The 20,602-nt window shown below is 35.8% G+C and carries 19 protein-coding genes and 1 tRNA gene; 9 read left to right on the top strand and 11 right to left on the bottom strand.

The genetic code is table 11. The features are described from left to right. Positions 1-83 precede the first annotated feature (83 nt). From EMTOL_RS13055 to EMTOL_RS13045, 3 genes are all read right to left on the bottom strand, one after another. Positions 84-614, bottom strand: a complete 531-nt coding sequence (locus EMTOL_RS13055; protein WP_015029766.1) for a hypothetical protein — start codon at positions 612-614, stop codon at positions 84-86. Positions 615-681: 67 nt separating this feature from the next. After that, the gene (locus EMTOL_RS13050) at positions 682-1,206 is read right to left on the bottom strand and encodes a hypothetical protein (protein ID WP_015029765.1); all 525 of its coding nucleotides are present in this window, start codon (positions 1,204-1,206) and stop codon (positions 682-684) included. A 35-nt stretch (positions 1,207-1,241) separates the two neighbouring features. Beyond that, positions 1,242-3,461, bottom strand: a complete 2,220-nt coding sequence (locus EMTOL_RS13045) for a RelA/SpoT family protein (protein WP_041694125.1) — start codon at positions 3,459-3,461, stop codon at positions 1,242-1,244. A gap of 289 nt (positions 3,462-3,750) precedes the next feature. On the opposite strand from EMTOL_RS13045, the gene EMTOL_RS13040 reads away from it, so the two are divergent. Both EMTOL_RS13040 and EMTOL_RS13035 read left to right on the top strand, forming a co-directional pair. Further along, a tRNA-Leu gene (locus EMTOL_RS13040) sits at positions 3,751-3,832 on the top strand. Positions 3,833-4,011: 179 nt separating this feature from the next. Next, positions 4,012-5,355, top strand: a complete 1,344-nt coding sequence (locus tag EMTOL_RS13035; protein WP_015029763.1) for a trigger factor — start codon at positions 4,012-4,014, stop codon at positions 5,353-5,355. A 69-nt stretch (positions 5,356-5,424) separates the two neighbouring features. Here EMTOL_RS13035 and gpmI read toward each other — a convergent pair whose 3' ends face one another. From gpmI to hisS, 6 genes are all read right to left on the bottom strand, one after another. Next, positions 5,425-6,960, bottom strand: coding sequence for a 2,3-bisphosphoglycerate-independent phosphoglycerate mutase (gpmI, locus tag EMTOL_RS13030; RefSeq protein WP_015029762.1), 1,536 nt, complete (start codon positions 6,958-6,960; stop codon positions 5,425-5,427). A 115-nt stretch (positions 6,961-7,075) separates the two neighbouring features. Continuing rightward, positions 7,076-7,603: a HEAT-like fold family protein gene (locus EMTOL_RS13025; RefSeq protein ID WP_015029761.1), complete on the bottom strand. Its 528-nt coding sequence runs from the start codon at positions 7,601-7,603 to the stop codon at positions 7,076-7,078. Next, the gene (locus tag EMTOL_RS13020) at positions 7,603-8,106 is read right to left on the bottom strand and encodes a low molecular weight protein-tyrosine-phosphatase (RefSeq protein WP_015029760.1); all 504 of its coding nucleotides are present in this window, start codon (positions 8,104-8,106) and stop codon (positions 7,603-7,605) included. The genes EMTOL_RS13025 and EMTOL_RS13020 overlap by 1 nt, the downstream gene beginning before the upstream one ends. A 471-nt stretch (positions 8,107-8,577) precedes the next feature. Continuing rightward, positions 8,578-10,221, bottom strand: coding sequence for an amidohydrolase (locus tag EMTOL_RS13015; protein WP_015029759.1), 1,644 nt, complete (start codon positions 10,219-10,221; stop codon positions 8,578-8,580). Between the two features lie 117 nt (positions 10,222-10,338). After that, a complete protein-coding gene (gene mltG / locus EMTOL_RS13010; protein WP_015029758.1) occupies positions 10,339-11,376 on the bottom strand; it encodes an endolytic transglycosylase MltG in 1,038 nt (345 codons plus the stop codon). Between the two features lie 6 nt (positions 11,377-11,382). Next, positions 11,383-12,744, bottom strand: a complete 1,362-nt coding sequence (gene hisS, locus EMTOL_RS13005; protein WP_015029757.1) for a histidine--tRNA ligase — start codon at positions 12,742-12,744, stop codon at positions 11,383-11,385. Positions 12,745-13,027: 283 nt separating this feature from the next. On the opposite strand from hisS, the gene EMTOL_RS22445 reads away from it, so the two are divergent. Continuing rightward, positions 13,028-13,171 (top strand): hypothetical protein, encoded by a 144-nt coding sequence (locus tag EMTOL_RS22445; RefSeq protein ID WP_015029756.1) that lies wholly within the window; start codon positions 13,028-13,030, stop codon positions 13,169-13,171. A gap of 57 nt (positions 13,172-13,228) precedes the next feature. Here the strand turns inward: EMTOL_RS22445 and EMTOL_RS12995 are convergent, their stop codons facing one another. Further along, the gene (locus EMTOL_RS12995; protein ID WP_041693559.1) at positions 13,229-14,089 is read right to left on the bottom strand and encodes a hypothetical protein; all 861 of its coding nucleotides are present in this window, start codon (positions 14,087-14,089) and stop codon (positions 13,229-13,231) included. 159 nt (positions 14,090-14,248) lie between these two features. Further along, positions 14,249-14,602, bottom strand: coding sequence for a hypothetical protein (locus EMTOL_RS12990; RefSeq protein WP_015029754.1), 354 nt, complete (start codon positions 14,600-14,602; stop codon positions 14,249-14,251). A gap of 174 nt (positions 14,603-14,776) precedes the next feature. Here EMTOL_RS12990 and EMTOL_RS12985 point away from each other — a divergent pair, with 174 nt between their 5' ends. From EMTOL_RS12985 to EMTOL_RS12960, 6 genes are all read left to right on the top strand, one after another. Next, complete coding sequence (locus tag EMTOL_RS12985; RefSeq protein WP_015029753.1) at positions 14,777-15,547, top strand: class I SAM-dependent methyltransferase; 771 nt, start codon at positions 14,777-14,779, stop codon at positions 15,545-15,547. An 85-nt stretch (positions 15,548-15,632) separates the two neighbouring features. After that, positions 15,633-16,385 carry an SDR family NAD(P)-dependent oxidoreductase gene (locus EMTOL_RS12980; protein ID WP_015029752.1) on the top strand — a complete coding sequence of 251 codons (753 nt, stop codon included), beginning with the start codon at positions 15,633-15,635 and terminating at the stop codon, positions 16,383-16,385. Between the two features lie 67 nt (positions 16,386-16,452). Further along, on the top strand, positions 16,453-17,214 hold the full coding sequence (locus EMTOL_RS12975; protein WP_015029751.1) for an SDR family NAD(P)-dependent oxidoreductase: 762 nt from the start codon (positions 16,453-16,455) through the stop codon (positions 17,212-17,214). A 90-nt stretch (positions 17,215-17,304) separates the two neighbouring features. Next, a complete protein-coding gene (locus tag EMTOL_RS12970; RefSeq protein ID WP_015029750.1) occupies positions 17,305-18,120 on the top strand; it encodes a DUF5672 family protein in 816 nt (271 codons plus the stop codon). 52 nt (positions 18,121-18,172) lie between these two features. Further along, a complete protein-coding gene (locus tag EMTOL_RS12965) occupies positions 18,173-19,348 on the top strand; it encodes a glycosyltransferase family 9 protein (RefSeq protein ID WP_015029749.1) in 1,176 nt (391 codons plus the stop codon). Further along, on the top strand, positions 19,341-20,597 hold the full coding sequence (locus EMTOL_RS12960; protein ID WP_015029748.1) for a glycosyltransferase family 4 protein: 1,257 nt from the start codon (positions 19,341-19,343) through the stop codon (positions 20,595-20,597). Before EMTOL_RS12965 ends, EMTOL_RS12960 begins: the two co-directional genes overlap by 8 nt. Positions 20,598-20,602: the final 5 nt, after the last annotated feature.

Below are 20,602 nucleotides of genomic sequence, written 5' to 3'. Positions count from 1 at the left end.
ATTTTTTTCTATAAAGTCTTCGATAAATACAAAAAGCACCAAGAATAGATGGTGCTTTAAGGGTATCTTAAGAATATTAATCTTTAATTTAGATTTAAATTAAAGCCTATTAAGTGACTATCTGTTAGTCCAAATTGAATGTTATTAATCACACTTACTTTCTTTTTCTTTCTTTCTTTTGAGTTGTAGATATCAACAGCGTGTTGGGCCAGTTCATTGGAAGACTCTATCATACTTAGTCCACCTGCAACTAACCCTATTCCTATGAGTAGTTTAGGAAGACTACGAATTTTGTATTCGACAACTTTTCCATCTACTATACTTGTGGCGTCTTTTCCTTTTAATGCCACATATGCCAAACCTATTCCTCCAATTGTAACCACTGGACCTATCGGTTTTAGAATGTTAGACCACTTATATTTAATTAAAGATTGCTCAGTACCTTTAAACATGAATATATCGGTTACTCTTTGGGTAGAAAGTTTTATACCGTCTTTGTAAATTTTGGTAGTGATAAATACCCTTTTCGGATAAAGTGTATCCTGCGTTGTTTGAGCAAAAGTATTTAGAACTGATAAAAAAAAGATAATTATAAAAAAAATGTATTTTTTCATTTGAATTTCAAGAATAAGCCAAGCCTTATAAGCTTGACAAGTAAGTGGGGATAAATTATAGTTAAGACTATTTCAAAGAAACTATCACTCCTATTGAGTTATTATTTGTAATGCCTAATCGAACTCTATCAATATAGCTCATTTTTTTACTCGAATTAATCATGTGGTTATAAACATCCACTGAATTTTTAACTAATAAATTCGATGAAAGAACCATATTAAAACCTAATACTAATAAGCCCGCTCCGGCGGCCATTTGTGGCAAACTCCTAAGTGTGTATTTCGTTTGTTTACCCTCAACTACGGTAATCACATCTAAACCCTTCACGCCTACGGCTATCAATCCTATTCCGCCCACCATTGCTACTCCTCCTGTTGGCCTTATAATATTAGACCATTTGTATTTGACTTTCGGAGCCCACGTATCGCCATACAAAACCAATACTTCTCTGCTCGTGAGTTTATTTGAATCTTTGTAAATGGCTGTTTTCCAAAATCCTTTTTTTGCATATAAGGTATCAGGTTTTTGAGCAAAGCTTTTTGCAGAACACAATAGCAAAGCCCAAACCATCAAAACAGTTGAGGTTTTCATTATAATAGGTTATTTTTTCTTTTTGGGTATTAATTTTACTCTAAATCAACGCGTGTTACTTTATTCATGCCTTCAATGCCATTGAGTTTTTGCATGAGGGTTTCAAGGTGGCGAGTATCTTGAATATAAAGTTTTATATCGCCTGTAAATATACCATCATTCGTATCAACCGCCAAAGAACGCATATTTATATGTAATTCGCTTGAAATTACTTTAGAAATATCTTGAATCATTCCCATACGGTCAAGACCATCGAGATGAATAGTTGCGACAAATGCTTTGGCGACTTGAGATGACCATCGAGCTTTTATAACCCGATTTCCATACTGAGATAATAGTTGCTGAGCATTGGGGCATGAGTTACGGTGAATCTTGATTCCTTCATTAATGGTCAAAAATCCAAAAACATCATCTCCTGGTATTGGGCTACAGCATTTGGCCAGTGTAAAATCAATCTCTTGTAAATCATCGCCAATAAAAAGTGTATCTACCCCTTTTACCTTCTTAAATTCTTTTTCAAAGGCTTTAGCATCTAAAAATGCCTTATTATCTAGCTCAATTTTAGCTTGTTTATTCAAACGAGCCTCACGCTCAGTCTTGAACTTTTTAATTTCATCTGGTTGAATATAGCCCTTCCCAAAACTATAATATAAATCATTATAATCTTTTTTATTGAAATAAGCTCGAAGCTGATTGAGCGTTTCAAGGGTATTTTCGAGGCCTAATGTTTTTAACTTCTTTGTAATAATTTCCTTTCCATCACTGAAATAGATTTTATTTTCTTCTTTAAGTAAATCCTTAATTCGTGCCTTTGCTTTTGAGGTTGTCACGAAACGTAACCAATCCTCTGATGGTTTTTGGTTTTTGGTGGTTAGAATCTCAATCTGATCACCATTTTGCATCACATAACTTATAGGCACCAATTGACCATTTACCTTCCCTGCCGTACAACGCTTACCAATATCCGTATGTATTTCAAAGGCAAAGTCTAAAATTGTTGCCCCTTTTCGGAGCACCTTTAAATCTCCTTTTGGTGTAAAAACAAATACTTCTTCATTATAGAAATTTCCTCGAAAATCTTCCAAAAACTCAATGGCTGATTTATCACCCGACTCTAAAGTTTCTCGAACTTGATTAATCCAACGGTCGAGTGGGGCTTCCATTGAAGTATCATTCCCTTTATACTTAAAATGAGCTGCATAACCTCGCTCCGAAATTTCGTCCATGCGTTCGGTACGAATCTGTACTTCAACCCATTGACCAGTGTGGCTCATAACTGTTGTATGCAAAGATTCATAGCCATTAGCTTTCGGAATAGATATCCAATCTTTGAGGCGGTCTGGATTAGGCTTATATTCATCTGTTACGATTGAATACGCTTGCCAACAAGCTGATTTTTCTTTTTCGGCTGAAACTCCTTGCAAAATGACTCGAATAGCAAATAAATCAAAAATATCTTCAAAAGACTTTTTTTGATGTTTCAATTTATTCCAAATCGAATAGATATGCTTAGGGCGACCTTTAATAATAAAATCAATGCCGGCATCATGCAATTTTTTCTCAAGGGGCTTTATAAAAGTCTCAATGAAGCGGTCACGAGTAGCTTTAGTAGTTTTGAGTTTATTAGCAATATCTTTATATACTTCTGGTTCAGTATATTTTAAATATAAATCTTCAAGCTCTGACTTAATTTTATAAAGCCCCAAACGATGAGCCAATGGAGCATATATGAAAATTGTCTCGTGGGCAATCTTTAGTTGTGAATTACGAGCCATACTGCCGAGCGTACGCATATTATGCAGGCGGTCAGCGAGTTTTATTAAAATTACCCTCACATCTTCTGAAAGTGTAAGGAGCATTTTTCTAAAATTTTCAGCTTGAGCGGAAGTTCCTTGTTCGAAATTACCTGAAATCTTCGTAAGGCCATCAATGATACGAGCCACTTTCGAACCAAACTCCTGTTCGATATCTTTTAGTGTCATATCTGTATCTTCTACTACATCGTGCAATAAGGCACAAATAATAGAAGTAGCCCCCAGACCTATTTCTTCCACACAAATCAAGGCTACTTCAAGTGGGTGATAAATATAAGGCTCACCCGACTTACGTCGCATGTCTTTATGAGCTTCAACCGCAATATCAAATGCTTTTCTTATCTTTTGGGCGTCATCTCCTTTAAGAACTGGCTTGGCGGCTCTAAATAATTGGCGATACCGAGATAAAATTTCGTTGCGTTCTTTTTCTATATCAATCATTGAGCCTTGATGACTTACTTCGGTTGTATTGCTTACATCTTGTTCTACCACAGCGACCTCCTTTCTTTATTGTGTTTGTTGTATTTTCGTAACACTAAGTTAACAATTCAGTTTTTAGGAACAAATATTTTTCCAAGAATAGTCAACCTTAAAATATTCGATGAATATGGGGAAATATATTCTCAAAAAAAAATAAAATATTTTCTATACATCTATTGACAAGATAAAAAATACTCACTACCTTTGCAGCCCAAACAACAACGACCGAGTTCGGAATTGTCATGGAAATGCGGGCGTGGCGAAATTGGTAGACGTGCCAGACTTAGGATCTGGTGCCGCAAGGCGTGGGGGTTCGAGTCCCTCCGCCCGTACGAAGAAAAACCCTCTGAACCTTGCTTGGTTAGGGGGTTTTTTAGGTTATGTACTTGCCATTTACCTTTGGGTGTGGCACTTGGCTTTGCCTAAAGCCTTTTTTCAAAAATTTAGAAATCTTTTTAAAGCAAAAGCCGATGGCTTATCGCTAGAGGCCGAAAAATCAAAATAATCCTAAATGGAAACTACATTAGATAGAATTTCTTCTACTCAAGGCAAATTGAAAGTTACCCTCACAGAAGCTGACTATAAGCCAGAGGTTGATAAAAAAATCAAACAATACAGCAAGACCGCTCAAATCAAAGGCTTTCGCCCAGGAATGGTTCCGAAAGAGTATATTCAAAAGCTTCACGGCAAAAGTATTTTAGTTGATGAAGTAATCAATATGGTTTCAAAAACTGTTAATGATTATATCGCTAACAATAAACTTCGTGTAGTTGGTGACCCAATGCCTGACAACGATGCAGCCCAAAATATTGACTGGGATAACCAAAAAGAATTTACTTTTGAATATGAAATTGGTACTGCGTCTGATTTTACTGTAGATTTAGCTGCTGTTCCAGCAATTACTACTTACGAAATCACGCCTACTGAAGATAAAATCAATGAGGCTATCGAAGACGTACGTAAGCGTTTTGGTAAAGATGCTGAAGTGGAAGAAGTAGAAGCAGGTGATATGATTTTTGGCACTTTGAAACAAGAAGCAACTAGCTTTGAAGTGAAAGATGCTACTTTCCCAACTGACCGTGTGAAAGAGGAATCTGCACACATCTTCAAAGGTTTGGAGAAAGGAAGCAGTGTAAAATTTGATATCCAATCAATCTTCAGTAATACTAAAGATTTAGGATTTGCTACTGGCAAACCTGAAGAAGAAGCTGCAACATTGAGTGGAGAATTTGAATTAACAGTTGAGAAGATTACGCGTGTAGCGGCTTCTGAACTTGACCAAGAATTGTTTGACAAAGCTCTTGGACAAGGAAAAGTAAGCAACGAAGAAGAATTTAGAGCTGAGATTGCAAAAATTATTGCTGAAAATTACGCTCGTGAAAGTGCTTATTTATTAGATTTTGAAGTTGAAAAAACATTATTAGATAGCGTTTCAATCGAACTTCCTGATGAGTTCTTGAAAAGATGGTTGTTTAACATCAACGAAGGTAAATTTACAGTAGAAGATATCGAGAAAGATTATGATGCTTTTGCGAAAGGGCTTCGAATGGATTTAATTCGTAACGAAGTTGCTGCCAATAACGACATCAAATTAGAATACAACGATATTTTGGAAGAAGTAAAAGCTGAAATGAGAAATTACTTCGGTGCTTACTCTTACGAAGGTTTAGAAGAAATGATTGACCAAATGGCTCGTAAAACTTTGAAAGAAAACAAAGATGGAGCAGTACGTCGTTATACAGACCGTGCATTCGGAAGAAAAGTACGTGAGTTCTTGAAATCAGCGGTTAAAGTAGAAAGCAAAACTGTAAATGTTGATGAGTTCAACAAAGTAGCAGAAAAAGTTTACGCTTAATTTTATTCTCTTTAAGGGGAATATTAAGGAAGTCTTCGCTTAAAGTGAAGACTTCCTTTTTTATAGGAATTAAATCAAAACATTTCCTGTCATTTCCGCTGGAATCTCTACACCCATTAGTTTAAGAATCGTGGGAGCAATATCTCCTAACTTTCCATCTTTTACATCAAAACGGTCATTCTTATCAACCACAATACATGGCACAAGATTCAACGAGTGCTGCGTATTTGGTGTTTTATCATCATTAATCATGTAATCTGCATTACCGTGGTCAGCAATCACAATTGAAGTATAGCCATTAGCCAAGCCAGTTTCTACTACTTGTTCTAAACATTTATCAACTGCTTCAACTGCAGTTACTACTGCTTCAAAAACACCTGTATGACCCACCATATCAGGATTAGCAAAGTTTAAGCAAACAAAATCTACTTCTCCTTTTTCTAATTCTGGCAAGATAGCATTATCAATATCATAAGCTGCCATTTGTGGTTTTAGGTCATAAGTTGCTACGTCTTTCGGCGATGGGCAAAGTAAGCGGCTTTCTCCAACAAACGGTTGTTCGTGTCCGCCCGAAAAGAAGAATGTTACGTGTGGGTATTTCTCCGTTTCAGCAATACGAATTTGTTTTTTCTTAGCTCTTTCTAATACTTCACCCAATGTGTTGTTTAAGTTATCTTTTTCGTAAATAACCTTTACATTTTTATAGGTTTCATCGTAATTAGTCATTGTAAGGTAATACAAATTCAAGGCTTTCATTCCGAAATCAGGAAAGTCTTTTTGTGTAAGTACCTCAGTAATTTCACGACCACGGTCAGTACGGAAATTGAAACACATCACCACATCACCTTCTGCAATAGTAGCTACTGGAGCACCATTTTCAGTGATAACAATTGGTTTCAAAAATTCATCCGTTACATTTTCTTCATAAGATTTTTGAATCGTGTCTGTTAGTTCACCAATGGCAATTTTAGTATCTGCTACGCCATTCACCATTACATCATAAGTAAGTTTCACTCGTTCCCAACGTTTATCGCGGTCCATAGCGTAATAACGACCAGTAACCGAAGCTAATTTTCCACCTGTTGTATCAAGCGTAGCTTGTAAGTCGGCTAAGAATCCTTTTCCACTTTTTGGGTCACAATCACGTCCGTCAGTAAAGGCATGCACATACACATCTGAAAGACCATAATCTGCTGCTGCTTGCACTAATCCTTTCACGTGGAAGATATGTGAATGCACGCCACCATCAGAAACTAAACCTATAAAGTGTACTTTCTTGCCATTGTTTTTGGCATATTCAAAAGCCTCGACAAGTACTGGTTCTTTCGCCAATTTACCTTCTTCAACGGCAATATTTATCTTCTCTAATTCTTGGTAAACTACACGTCCTGCTCCTAAATTCATGTGTCCTACCTCTGAGTTACCCATTTGTCCGTTTGGTAAACCTACCGCACGACCGCATGCTTCAAGCGTGCTATTTGGATATTCGCTCATGAGTTTTCTGAAATATGGAACATTGGCTGCTTCGATTGCCGAACGCCATTCTTCTCCTTTTTTGGGGATACCCCATCCATCAAGGATAATTAAGACTACTTTCTTGTTCATAAGTTAGACCCCCTGCCTCTAAAGAGGAATTTTATTAAAGCGAATCGTATGAAAGAGGCGAAGAAACATACGAGATTGTACTAAATTCTTTGGTTATTTAATTCCCCAAATTTAGTCATTTTTTTTTCATTTTAGCTAAAATGTTCTTAGCTCTACTTTTAATGGCTGGAGAGCCACCCTCTTGGTGCTTTAGTAGAAGGTCCTCGAGAGTTAAACGAAGTTCGGTTTTAAGTTCTGGAATTTTCAAACTAATATTGTGGCAAACCGTAATCGAAAAGGCAATTATCGCAACTGCCTCTGTGCTTGACAAATATCGAAAACAAATATCATAAATAGCTCCTTGAAATGTATCGGGAATATCAGCAAATTGCCACATTCGAATAATATTTCGCTTAGCAGTATCGCTCAAATTATCATCTTCGATTTTATTGATAAATACCACATAATAAGGCTCAATTAAAGAAGGATAAGCTTCGATACAATGGCTTAAAGCCCACGATGCTTGTTGGGATGTTACATAATCATCTTGTAGAAAAAGTTGAACCAACTGGTCAAAACGTTGGGAATCTACCCCAATCCAGTTGGTTATTTTTGTGATATTCACTTTAGAATACCTTTGTTGAAGAATTTCAGCAAGATTCATTAGTCTGTTGCCAACAAATGATATTTATCTATTAAATGCTCTACCAGTACTTCGTTGCTCCTCCACACAATTTGATACACTTCCTCAAAAAATGGTTCAGATTCATAGTATGGGTCTGGCACTTCTTTTATCCCACGGGTTTCGGGGTCGTGGTCACGCAGCAAAAATACCTTTTCAGCCGCCGGTGGTTGATGCTTAGTTTTATAATATAACTCATATACATCCTCAAAATTTTGTTCATCCATCACCACAATATGGTTAAAATCATCTAAATCTGTTAGTGAAATTTTTCGGCCTTTGTGAGTCAATTTTAGTCCGTGTTTTTCTGCATTCTTCATCGTACGGTGGTCAGGAAGCTGGCCAATATGATAACCTGCAGTTCCAGCCGAATCACATTCAATTTTATCAGCCAACCCTTTTTGTTTAACTATTTCTCTAAAGGTAGCCTCTGCTATTGGCGAACGGCAAATATTGCCTAAACACACAAAAAGTACTTTTATCATCAGGATTTAATTTAATAATTATGGAGTTTCTTTTAATTTACATTATAATCACTGAATAAATTCAGTGATTAATTGAACAAAGGGCTATTTTCTTGTAAACTGAATAAATTCAGTCAAATAGTCGAATCACATATTATGTTTCTAAACAGTCACTTCGCTTATTTATTACATTAAATGTAGATTTTACTGGCAAATTAATAAGAATTTAATGTTTTTGCAGACACTTTAAAATTAAATGAGTTATCCTGTCATATTAAAAAGACCCTGTTAAGGGTCAAATATTGTCGGCCAACACTAGGTAGTAAATAGTGTTTTTTTCAATTTTAAGTTCCATAGGAACGACTAAATAGGTCGTTCCTATGGAACTCGTTTTGGGGGAGCCCAACCTTTCTACCGATATTTAGTCCCAGAGGGACAGTTTTATCTTAAAAGTCGTACCACGCCACGTTCAATCAATTTGAATTTGCTAGCTTAAAATACTTTTTCTCCGCCAACAAATGTATTCAATACTTTCACATTACGAAGTTTTTCTTTGGGTGCAAGCATAATATCATCTTCAAGAATGACAAAATCAGCCATTTTTCCTGCCTCAATGCTACCACGCTCTTTTTCTTCAAAATTTGCATAGGCACTCCAAATTGTCATGGCACGAAGGGCTTGCTCACGAGTAAGGGCATTTTCCATTTGAAAGCCACCTTCTGGGTAATTTTTGGCATCTTGGCGAGCAACAGCCGAATGAAAACCATAGAGCGGATTAACAAATTCAACTGGAAAATCACTTCCATTGGCTACTACTCCATTTTGTTTTAACAAATCTTGGAAAGCATAGGCAGTTTTTACTCGTACATCGCCTAAACGCTCATCTGCCCAGTACATATCAGAAGTGGCGTGGGTAGCCTGAATAGATGGAATAACCGAAAATTGCCCAAACTTTGGCACATCGTTGTTATCTACTACTTGACAATGCTCAATTCTCCAACGACGATTATTCTTGGTTTTCAATAATTTCCCATAAATATCTAAAATCAGACGATTAGCAGAATCACCAATACAGTGCGTATTTGCTTGAAAATCAGAGTTATAAATCTGCGTAAGACTTCTTTCTAATTCAGCAGCACTAAGGAGTAGAAATCCAGTTTTATCTGGTGCATCGCTGTAAGGTTTTAATAAGCAAGCTCCACGAGACCCTAAAGCACCATCGGCATAAAGTTTGAACGAGCGAACATTTAGTCGGTCGGTTTTATAAATACCTTTCTTGATAAAATAATCAAGATTGCGAATGCCTAAAGAAACCATCACATAGTTTCTAATCTTTAGGCTTCCCTCCTTATTCATTTTATCAATCAAATCGATATCATCTTGATTTAGACCAGCATCTGAAACAGTAGTTAAACCATTTTTAAAACATTCTTTTTGAGCATTTAATAGCATTTTTCTACTTTCTGCTTCGGTTGGCTTTGGAACTACACGTCGAACCAATCCCATGGCATTATCTACTAAAATACCCGTTAGTTGTCCATTTTTTACTTCTACCAAACCTCCATCTACTTTACTGGAAGGCGAAATTTTAGCTAAACTTATGGCTTTAGAATTAACCAATAAAGCATGTCCATCAATGCGAGTAAGCATCACTGGCTTATTTGGAAATGCTTTATCTAATAAATCTTTTGTTGGAAATTCTTTATTTTTCCAGTCATTTTGGTCCCATCCTCGCCCGATAATCCATTGGTTTTCTGGATGCTGTACAGCAAATTTTTTCAAACGCTCGACAATTTCTTCATAAGATTCAGTATCAACCAAATCACACTGACTGAGCATTTGCCCTAATCCCATAAAATGGCTGTGTGGGTCATATAAGCCGGGAAAAACAGCTTTACCTTTGGCATCAACTTTTTGTTTTGCATTGTATTTTTCTAAGATTTCTTTCGATGTACCAGTAGCTAAAAACTTACCATCTTTTACGGCAAAAGCTTCTGCTTTCATAAACTGATTATCAACGGTGTAAACTACTGCATTATGCACAATTAAATCGGCGGAAGACCTCTGTGCATAAGAGAAAGAAAGGGTAGCAAAAAGGAGGCTACTCGAAAAGAATGTCTTTTTGAAAGATATCATAAGTTAGGTTTATAGTTTGTTGGTGCAAATTAACAAAAAAGCGAGGTAAACTTATTGCTTACCTCGCTTTTTTGAATATCATTTGAATAACTCTGTGCTATTTTATTCAGTTAATAATTACTTAATATTAGCTTTATCAAGAGCTTCTTGGAAGATACGAGCATTATTGGTGTGTTCTTGGAAGGTTTCGGCGAAATTATGATAGCCCGAAAAATCTTCTTTCGCACAAAAATACATGTATTTATGACGCTCATAGTTAAGCACAGCATTCAAAGCTACTGGTTCTGGCAAAGCAATTGGGCCCGGAGGTAAACCAGTGTTTTTATAAGTATTATACGGCGAATTGATAGAAAGGTGCTTGTAAAGAATTCGGCGTAAACTAAAATCACCTACGGCAAATTTTACAGTTGGGTCTGCTTGTAATGGCATATTAGCCGCCATACGATTGATATAAGCACCTGCTACACGTGGCATTTCATCAACTTTATTGGTTTCAGATTGCACAATCGAAGCTAAAATTGCCACTTGAATTGGCGTCATATTGATTGATTTAGCTTGTGAAAGGCGTTCGTTAGTCCAATACTTATTGTATTCATCGTGCATTCTTGCCATAAATTTCTCAGGTGTGGTTGTCCATCTGATAAAATAAGTATTAGGCAAAAACATACACATAATTGTAGTTGTATCGAATCCATATTTTTGACAAGCCTCTGGATTACGCAGAAGTGCCACTAAATCTTCAGTTTTGAATTCAAAACGACCACCCATTTTCTTGATGAGGTCAGATTTAAGACGAACATTATTGAATGTCAGACGTACCTCATCTTGCTGGCCTCGGCGTAATCTTGAAAGTACTTCTCTATTTCCTGAATTAGGTTTGATAATATATCTACCAGCTTTTACTTTTTCAGGATAACTCATCCATTTTGATAAAAACTGAAAAGATATTTCATCATGAATCATTTTATGCTCATGCAAAGAATCAACTACACTTTTGTAAGTTCCTCCCGTTGGAATATACAATACAAAATCTTTTTTACCATCAACATTTAGGTTTGCACTATTGGCTACTTGCCAAAAATAAAAGGTTAGAGTAGCCGCCACAGTCGTAACAACAACTAATGCGTAGGCAATAAATTTTCTATTTTTTAACATTGATTTTTATTTTAGCTTTTCTATAATTAGGTCTATACTTAGCTTCTCTTGCTCTCCGAGTTCCATGTTTTTTAGAGTAAGTTCACCTGATTGTATTTCATCTGAACCTACAACGATAACAAATGGAATATTCTTGCGATTGGCGTAATCAAATTGTTTTTTGATTTTACTTGATTCAGGGTAAATTTCGGCATTGATTCCTGCATCACGCAGTTGTTTTAAAAGTGGCAATGAATATTTTTCAGCTTCTGCATCGAAATTCGTAACCAAAACTTTAGTCGTAACATCCTGATTATCTGGAAATAAATTCAATTCTTCCATCACATCAAAGATACGGTCAACCCCCAATGAAATACCAACGCCCGAAAGCCCTGGCATTCCGAAAGTACCCGTCAGATTATCATAACGGCCACCACCCGAAATACTTCCAATTTGTACGCCGTTGGCTTTCACTTCAAAAATTGCACCTGTATAATAGCTCAGTCCACGGGCAAGCGTAATATCAAGTTGGGTTTGAGCATTAGTCAAGCCAAATCCTTCTACCAAACTCCATACTTTCTCTAACTCCTCGATTCCTTTCAAGCCTGTTTCCGAATCTTTTAACCACAAACGTAGTTTCTCGAAAACCTGTGTATCATTACCTTGAATTTCAAAAATTGGTTGTAGTTTTCCAATAGCTTCTTCCGAAAAACCACGTTCACGGAGTTCTTCTTCTACTTTTTCTTTGCCAATTTTATCTAGCTTATCAATAGCTACTGTAAGCGGAACCTCGCTACCCTTCACCCCTATTACTTCTGCAATGCCTGATAAAATTTTACGGTTATTAATTTTTATCGTAAAGTTTTTGATTCCTAAGTTTTGGAGAATTTCTTGCAACATCAATACGATTTCCGCTTCACAAATTAATGAATCGGTTCCTACTACATCGGCATCACATTGGTAAAACTCACGGTAACGACCTTTCTGGGGGCGGTCTGCACGCCAAACTGGTTGAATTTGATAACGTTTAAATGGCATTACCAAATCGTTGCGATTCATCACCACAAAGCGAGCAAACGGAACCGTTAAGTCATAACGCAAACCTTTCTCCGAGATTTTGTGTGTAAGCTTCTTCGAACCTTCATCAAGGTCTTTTTGACTCAGGTCTTTTGCGAAATCGCCTGAATTCAAAATTTTAAATAAAAGTTGGTCGCCTTCATCACCATATTTACCCATTAATACCGAAAGATTTTCGATAGTAGGTGTTTCAATTGGCTGAAAACCAAACTTTTGAAAAGTGCGTTTGATTGTATCAAAGATAAAATTTCGCTTAACCATCACCGATGGTCCAAAATCACGTGTTCCTCTTGCTAAACTTGGTTTACTCATTTTATTTTAAGTGTTTTCGAAGTGTTCATGAAATAGAACAAAACCTTCGAAATACCGTCAAAACTTTGGTAAAGACGGTGTATTTTTGATAATTATTTTTCTTTGCCACAAAAATAGCTTAAAAAAGTTATTGTTAATTATTAAATGTGAATTGATTTTTGTAGCTTTGCACCCTAATTTTGCCCCAAACCCCAAAATGGGGTCACTGATATTCCAAAAAATTTTTTACTATGCTCTAAATCTCATTAGAAAATGGGTTTTGGGGTTTAAAATACATAATACAATGGCAGTAACACGATTGAAGCGTAAAGCAAAAAGAAATCAAGCAGTAGCTAAAAATAGAATTGCAACCATCAAACGTTTATCTTTAAAAGTAGATATTAAGCGTGTAGATGCAGAAGAATTGAAAGCTGAGTTTGCTAAATAATTCTTAATAAAGCATTTCAAAAAAAAGAGACAACTTTAGGGTTGTCTCTTTTTTTTGTTAAAACTCAAATGCAGCTTCAATAGGCTCTCTTCTTTTAGAAAAAAATATCGGAATCTTTGGACTAAAAGGAATCTTAACATCTTCATTTTCAATAAACGGCCTAAAAAAATCCGAATCGCTACTCCAAGGTATCACAACGCTCTCGCATTGAGTCTCTTTAATATATTTCAAAAAGTTATAGTAAGACTTATCACACTGAGCAACAAAGGTAAACGTATAGCTTTCTCGAAAAAACGCTTTGTAATCTTTAGCCACACACTGGCAATGCACTAAATCATCTTGATTATCTGCAAAGATGACAAAGTTCAAAAAAGCGTTATAGTGCGAAATGTATCTATTAAATCCTGTTAATTTTTCGATACTTTCTGGATGAGTAGTTTCGACTAAAATACTTATGTTAGTTGGAAATGAAAGTATCACGTCTGGCGGAATAACAAATAGGTTTAAATCACTCTGCAATAAGAGTTGAGAAGTCAGCCGACTCATTTTGGTAGATTCTATACTATTCGAAGTTCCTACAAATACACAAGATTGAAAATTCTGAGCATGAATCTCATTAATTGTTGCGAGTAGATTATTTTTCGAAAAAACTTTAACTATTTTTTTTTCTACTGATAACGAAAGATTATAAGATGCTTTTCTAACTATTTCATCAATTTTTTTAGATAAAGCAATTTCATCTTCATTTTCTTTCATGCAATGTACAACCGTATAATTACATGGAAAATCTTTGGTGAGAAGTAGTGTGTAGGTCAATTGAATTTCGGAATAAGGCCCTAAGTCAATTGCAATTAGAATATTTCTGGAATATTGAACACTTGGCAATACTGCAGCATCTTTTGCTGAAAAAAAAGTCATGTACAAATACAAATCTAATATGCATGATGCCATGCAATATTAAATTAATTAGTTTTATAATTTTGCAAAATTATAAACAAAGTCAACAATATACAAGTATTTGATTATCAAATATTTACACACAAAATCTAAGTACAAATACTTATTTGCAATATAATACTATTCTATCTTAGAATTGTCTATTTTTGTAATTGTAAGTTTTTTCTTTGCTACTTTTTCTCTCTGTTTGAGAGCCTTTTTAATTAGCTTCTTATTCTCAATTCTGACTTTGAATATAATCCCTTGCCCAAATACAGATAAACCACTGCAAATCATAATTAGGCTATAAGTACCGAGCAAAAACCAACGCAAAAAAGGTTCATTTGTATGCTTTAAATGCCCTGCTTCGCTAAAAAGGCTTAATCCAAAGCCAATCAATAATAGCCCTCCTACTGAAGAAAGTAACCATTTGGTATAAAGACTCATTCGTTTCAACATTTTCTTTCCAGGCGGTTTTTTATTTTTTAGTTCCATCTTAATTGAATCTTTATCGTTCTTGGTGTAAAATCTAACCACAAAAATAACTAATTTTGAGGCAAAGTTTCAATAATTATCAACAATCAGTAATGAATTATTCGTTTTTTAAGGTAGTAATTAAACCTTTAATAACAATTAGTTCAGCACTCCTAAAATAGCACTCCTAAAAGAATGGGCAAAATTATTAGTCTTTTACTCCGCTTTATCCCACGTAAATATTTACAGCTATTTAGCCATATTCCACTTAAAATATATACTTTTTTCCTAAAAGGAAATACCGTTGAATGTACAGTATGTGATGCGAAACTGACTAAATTTATGCCTTATGGCCGCTTAGTTTCTCGTCCAAATGCACTTTGTCCAAACTGTTTGGCACTCGAACGCCACAGATTAATGGCCCTTTATCTAAAAGAACGCACTAATTTCTTTAAGGCAGAAAACCTAAAAGTATTACACGTTGCACCTGAATATTGTTTCATCGACCGTTTCGAGTCCATGAAAAATTTAGATTATATCACGGCTGATATTGAATCGCCATTAGCTAAAGTTAAAATGGATATTCATCAGATTCCATTTGAAGCAAATACCTTTGATGTAGCCATCTGTAATCACGTAATGGAGCACGTTGATGACTACCACAAAGCCATGTCGGAGCTATACAGAGTTTTAAAACCAAATGGTTGGGCGATTATTCAATCACCACAAGATTGGACAAAAGAACATACATTCGAAGACCCAACAATCACCGACCCACGTGAACGTGAACGTGTTTTCTGGCAAAACGACCACCTTCGTCTGTTTGGGCGTGATTATGGGCGTGAACTTGAAAAAGCAGGTTTTACCGTAACAGAAGACGATTTTGTAATGAAAATGCCGAAAGAATTAGTGAAGCGTTATTCTTTACCAAGCGAAGAAATTGTTTACTTCTGTGAAAAAAAGTAAGGCATTTTTATAAATTGCTAATAAATTCATCAATACACAATTCAGAGGATTGTGCTACATCTATCAACCAAATAATAATTAACTAATGAGATTTAAAGACAAAGTTGTTGTCATTACTGGGGGCAACTCTGGTATTGGCAAAGCAGCAGCTATTTTATTCGCCAAGGAAGGTGCCAAAGTAATGATTGCCGATTTATCTGAGAAAATCGGTGATGATGTAGTAGAAGAAATCGAAACCAATGGTGGCGAAGCTTCATTTATAAGAGTCAATGTAACTGACCTTGATGATGTGCAAAGAATGATTGAACAAACCATCAGTAGATTGGGAAGATTCGATATTTTAGTAAATTCTGCGGGAGTTCTTGGACCAAGAGTTCGTACAGATAAATATCCTGAAGAAGATTTCGATAAAGTAATCAATGTCAACGTCAAAGGTCTTTGGAATTGCATGAGGGTTTCCCTTCAGCATTTTATTGCACAGCGTAGCGGAAATATCGTAAACATCGCCTCTGTTGCTGGACATCTGGGAATGGTTGGTCATATCGCCTATTCAGCTAGTAAACACGCCGTTGTAGGTATGACTAAAACAGCAGGAATAGAATACGCCAAACATGGTATCCGAATCAATGCTGTTTGTCCGGGTTTTACCCAAACCCCAATGCTTGAAAGTGCAGATACCGACGATGCTTATTTAGAAGCTCTTCAACACGCCACTCCTATGAAACGTTTTGGCAAACCCGAAGAAATTGCCAGTGCTATTCTTTATTTAGCTGCCGAAGAGTCTTCATTCATTACAGGTCAAAGCATAATTTTAGATGGTGGACTGATTTTGCAGTAGCCCAACACATCAAGAGGTGCTGTATTCAAACTATCAAAAACTATCAACCATTTAAAATTTACACAGTATGAAAAATGTATTCGATTTAACAGATAAAGTAGCAGTGATTACAGGAGCTAGCAAAGGAATTGGTGAAGCAATTGCTAGAATCTATGCAGCTTATGGTGCAAAAGTAGTCATTAGTAGTAGAAAACAAGCCGATTTAGATGAATTGGCCGCAGAAATAAAAGCCGAAGGGGGCGAATGTGTGGGCATAGCTGCACACGCAGGCGATATGGAGCAACTTCGTCAATTAGTAGAAAAAACGGTTGAAATTTACGGTGGTATTGATATTCTAGTCAATAATGCAGCAACTAACCCTGTTTATGGACCTTCATTAGAGTGTTCAGATAGTGCATTCGACAAGATTATGCAAATCAACGTTAAAGCACCTTTTGAATTAGCTAAAATGGTTCATCCAATCATGAAAGCACGCGGGGGTGGCAGTATCATTAATATCAGTAGCATTGCTGGACATACACCTGACCCCGGCTTAGGTATTTATAGCGTAAGTAAAGCTTCATTGAATATGCTTACCAAAGTATTAGCCAAAGAATGGGGAGAAGCTGGTATCAGAGTAAATGCCATTGCTCCAGGCTTGATAAAAACGAAATTCAGTCAAGCTTTATGGGAAAATGATAAAGTTTTGGCTCATTTTACTAAACGTTTACCTATTGCACGTATGGGTTCTGTCGAAGAAATATCTCCGATGGCTCTTTATTTAGCTTCGGCCGCATCTGGCTATACAACGGGTGGTATTTTTGCCATTGATGGTGGAACGATAATTTAATTAGGAATTAAGACTAGAGAATTAAGTACTTTCCTTTATTCTCTAGTCTTAATCGCATGGACGACCCCATCTCAATTTTAATCACAAAGAATGAATGTTTGTGTAATAATACCTATTTATCAAGATAAACTAAGTCAGTTTGAGCAAATATCGCTTTCCCAAGGGATGCGAGTTTTGGGGCATTACCCTATCATAGTTGTAAAGCCCCAAACACTCAATTTAAGCCTTTTACAAGAGCAATACCCTCAAATTACTTTCGAATCATTTGATGATTCTTTTTTTAAAAGTACACTTACCTATAATCGTTTACTTTTATCGGAAGAATTCTACAGCAGATTTTTGGCACATGAGTTCATGCTTATTTATCAACTTGATGCTTTTGTTTTTCGAGATGAATTAGAATACTGGTGCCAACAAGGTTATGATTATATTGGAGCTCCGTGGCGAATTGAAATTGACTTTGATTCAAAAATTAAGGAACTAATTTGGCATTTCAAGCGAAAAATTGCTTTATGGTTCGACCTTAAAGAAGAACTTCATGGCAAATATGGCCCTAAGGAAATTATCATGAAACGAGCCGTTGGCAATGGCGGGTTTTCTTTGAGACGTACGAAAAAACTTTTAAGTTTAATTCCCAAAAATAAAGCTAAAATTGAAGAATATTTAGAAAAGGTAAAGACACACCCAGCCTATAATGAAGATATGTTTTGGGGCATTGAAATGAATCGTTTTTGGCCAAACCTACGAATTCCTAATTGGCGAACTGCCCTCAAATTTGGTGTTGAACATCTGCCTCAAAAAGCTTTTCAACTCAACGGCGGCTTACCTTTTGGATGCCACGCTTGGGATATTTACGAAACCGAATTTTGGAAAAAAGAGATTGAGAAATTTGGGTATAAATTTTGATTTGCTCTTCTAAATTAAATTGACAGGTTAAAAACCTGTCCTACCTATCAATATGAGAAAATACTGCGGCACTCCAAAAGAAACCATTCCGTTTAGAATCATGGATTTTTTTGTGGATATTTATGCAAATCTTTTCTATAAAAAACGAAAATTAGCACCCATTAATCATAATTCACCAAGAATTTTAATTGCCTCTTTAGGGCATCTTGGCGATGCTTTGACGGTAACGTATATGTTTCCTTTAATAAAGAAAACATACCCAAATGCAAGCATTGATTTATTGACAGCTCAATGGTGCGAACCCGTAAACTTGCACAATCCGCACATTAATCAGACAATTTATATTAATCATTTTCAAACTAACCGACGTAAGATTTCATCTTGGGAGAAAATCAAGGATTTTTATCGCACATTTCGTCAGGCTCTACCCCTACTTTGTCAAAACGATTATGATTACTACATAGACATTCGTTATAGCGATGCAGTCGCCCATTTTGTTTTGCCATTTATTAGTGTAAAAAAAGCTTATGGCTTTTCGAGACGTGCTTTGGGTGGACTTTTAGACATAGAATTTGATGTTCCAACTCACGAGTTTCATCATTTTGATATGTATTTTATGTTACTTCGTGAAATTGACGTAAAAGGCTCTTTTGCTGATATCGAACCTTATTTCCCAATTCCGCCGAATGTTAGTTTTGAAAAAATTCAAGAAAAAATAGGATTAGCAAATAAGCCCTTCTTAATGCTTTTCCCAGAATCAGGCGGTGAACATAAGCAACTTTCAGTCGAATTTTGGGCGAAAATCATTGATGAAACCCTGAAAGCACACCAACTAAATGTATTACTTTGTGGTCAAACCCAAATGTCGAAACAGATTTTAGATTTAGTTGACGGTGCACATAAACAAAATATTATTGATACCTCAGCAAAAATCAATATTCAAGAAATTGCAGTTTTATCAAAAAACGCCAAATTTGCACTAACACTTGATTCATTTCCTGAACACTTGTGTTGTATTTTTAGTCAAACTATTACTATTTTCAAAGGCACAGGCTATCCATTTTTTCCTTTAGCCAATTTCCCAGTTTATCTTATTCACAATCACAAACCAAGTGTAGGCATGACTTTTGAGCGAGATAATGTCGAGGTTGTGTATCAAGAAAATGTTGAAACCGATGCAGTAAAAGCCTTGGTTTTAAACAAAATAAGCAAATTATTACATGAATAAAGTCATTTTAGATACATCAGTTTTGGGGCTTGGCCATTTCAATGAACAATCACGTACAGGAATTTTTCGTGTAGTTGAAGAACTTTTTAAAGGATTACATACTTCTCCTTCAATTGAATTATCATTAGCCAATACTGAGCATCTACCCGAAATGATAAGTTATTTAAAGGAGCATTTTCCTGAAAAATCTTTCAATATTGTAAATAAAAATTCCGATAAAGTAAGAGCGAAACTCGAAAGTTCGCTTATATCAATATTTCCTTTTAAATCGCTGCCACAAAAAGCAGTTCGTGAAGCGTTCGTGCGTACACGTGGGTATCTTAAGCCTAAATTTAAGTTTGATACTACATCGCTCTCTAACTATGATATTTATCATTCACCCTTTTTGCCGATTCCAGAAGAATTTGAAGGATTTGCTAAACCTAAAAAAATCATCACTATCCATGATTTGATTCCGCATATATTCCCTCAATTCTTTGGCGAATGGAATAAAATCATTACCAAAAAAATATTAGCAAGTATTGATGAACATACTACTCCTATTTGTATCTCGGAAGCTACTAAAAACGACCTCTGTGAGGCCACTGGCATTGCCACTAATCGAGTAAAGGTAGTACATTTAGCGGCATCAAAAGACATATTTTATCAAGAAAGTAATCAAGAAAAAATAAGTAGAACCTTAAAAAAATATCATATATCAGCTGAAAGTAAGCACCTACTTTCGGTTTCTACTTTAGAACCACGTAAAAACCTTGAGCGTACAATCAGAGCATTTTTGAAACTCATTCAGCAAGAACACATCACCGATTTAAATTTAGTATTAGTAGGCACAAAAGGCTGGCAATTTGATGGAATTTTTGAAGAAATAAAGTCAAACCCTACCTTAAAAGAACGTATCATTACCACTGGCTTTGTAGCCGATGAAGATTTAGCTTCTTTATACTCTTCGGCAATTGGATTCGTTTATCCTTCGCTTTATGAAGGTTTTGGGCTTCCTCCGCTTGAAGCAATGCAGTGCGGTACACCCGTTATTTCATCTAATAAAAGTTCTATTCCAGAAGTAGTTAGCGATGCTGGCTTATTAGTAGAACCAACCGATGAAACTGCCATTGCAGCAGCAATGTTTGCGTTTTACAAGAATGAAAAACTTAGAAATGAGTTGAGTAAAAAAGCCATTTTACAGGCGAGCAAATTTTCTTGGGAAAGATTTATATCTGAGCATGTGAATATCTATCAACAGGTTTCTTAAATTAC

This window comes from Emticicia oligotrophica DSM 17448, assembly GCF_000263195.1.
GTDB classification, from domain to species: domain Bacteria; phylum Bacteroidota; class Bacteroidia; order Cytophagales; family Spirosomataceae; genus Emticicia; species Emticicia oligotrophica.
Note: the sequence above shows the minus strand (reverse complement) of the source record. Positions and strands in the feature narration are given on the sequence as shown.

What these genes read in the sequence shown, in the direction of transcription:
- EMTOL_RS13055 (WP_015029766.1), bottom strand. Translation starts at nt 614, where the DNA reads ATGAAAAAATACATTTTTTTTATAATTATCTTTTTTTTATCAGTTCTA.
- EMTOL_RS13050 (WP_015029765.1), bottom strand. Translation starts at nt 1,206, where the DNA reads ATGAAAACCTCAACTGTTTTGATGGTTTGGGCTTTGCTATTGTGTTCT.
- EMTOL_RS13045 (WP_041694125.1), bottom strand. Translation starts at nt 3,461, where the DNA reads ATGATTGATATAGAAAAAGAACGCAACGAAATTTTATCTCGGTATCGC.
- EMTOL_RS13035 (WP_015029763.1), top strand. Translation starts at nt 4,012, where the DNA reads ATGGAAACTACATTAGATAGAATTTCTTCTACTCAAGGCAAATTGAAA.
- gpmI (WP_015029762.1), bottom strand. Translation starts at nt 6,960, where the DNA reads ATGAACAAGAAAGTAGTCTTAATTATCCTTGATGGATGGGGTATCCCC.
- EMTOL_RS13025 (WP_015029761.1), bottom strand. Translation starts at nt 7,603, where the DNA reads ATGAATCTTGCTGAAATTCTTCAACAAAGGTATTCTAAAGTGAATATC.
- EMTOL_RS13020 (WP_015029760.1), bottom strand. Translation starts at nt 8,106, where the DNA reads ATGATAAAAGTACTTTTTGTGTGTTTAGGCAATATTTGCCGTTCGCCA.
- EMTOL_RS13015 (WP_015029759.1), bottom strand. Translation starts at nt 10,221, where the DNA reads ATGATATCTTTCAAAAAGACATTCTTTTCGAGTAGCCTCCTTTTTGCT.
- mltG (WP_015029758.1), bottom strand. Translation starts at nt 11,376, where the DNA reads ATGTTAAAAAATAGAAAATTTATTGCCTACGCATTAGTTGTTGTTACG.
- hisS (WP_015029757.1), bottom strand. Translation starts at nt 12,744, where the DNA reads ATGAGTAAACCAAGTTTAGCAAGAGGAACACGTGATTTTGGACCATCG.
- EMTOL_RS22445 (WP_015029756.1), top strand. Translation starts at nt 13,028, where the DNA reads ATGGCAGTAACACGATTGAAGCGTAAAGCAAAAAGAAATCAAGCAGTA.
- EMTOL_RS12995 (WP_041693559.1), bottom strand. Translation starts at nt 14,089, where the DNA reads ATGACTTTTTTTTCAGCAAAAGATGCTGCAGTATTGCCAAGTGTTCAA.
- EMTOL_RS12990 (WP_015029754.1), bottom strand. Translation starts at nt 14,602, where the DNA reads ATGGAACTAAAAAATAAAAAACCGCCTGGAAAGAAAATGTTGAAACGA.
- EMTOL_RS12985 (WP_015029753.1), top strand. Translation starts at nt 14,777, where the DNA reads ATGGGCAAAATTATTAGTCTTTTACTCCGCTTTATCCCACGTAAATAT.
- EMTOL_RS12980 (WP_015029752.1), top strand. Translation starts at nt 15,633, where the DNA reads ATGAGATTTAAAGACAAAGTTGTTGTCATTACTGGGGGCAACTCTGGT.
- EMTOL_RS12975 (WP_015029751.1), top strand. Translation starts at nt 16,453, where the DNA reads ATGAAAAATGTATTCGATTTAACAGATAAAGTAGCAGTGATTACAGGA.
- EMTOL_RS12970 (WP_015029750.1), top strand. Translation starts at nt 17,305, where the DNA reads ATGAATGTTTGTGTAATAATACCTATTTATCAAGATAAACTAAGTCAG.
- EMTOL_RS12965 (WP_015029749.1), top strand. Translation starts at nt 18,173, where the DNA reads ATGAGAAAATACTGCGGCACTCCAAAAGAAACCATTCCGTTTAGAATC.
- EMTOL_RS12960 (WP_015029748.1), top strand. Translation starts at nt 19,341, where the DNA reads ATGAATAAAGTCATTTTAGATACATCAGTTTTGGGGCTTGGCCATTTC.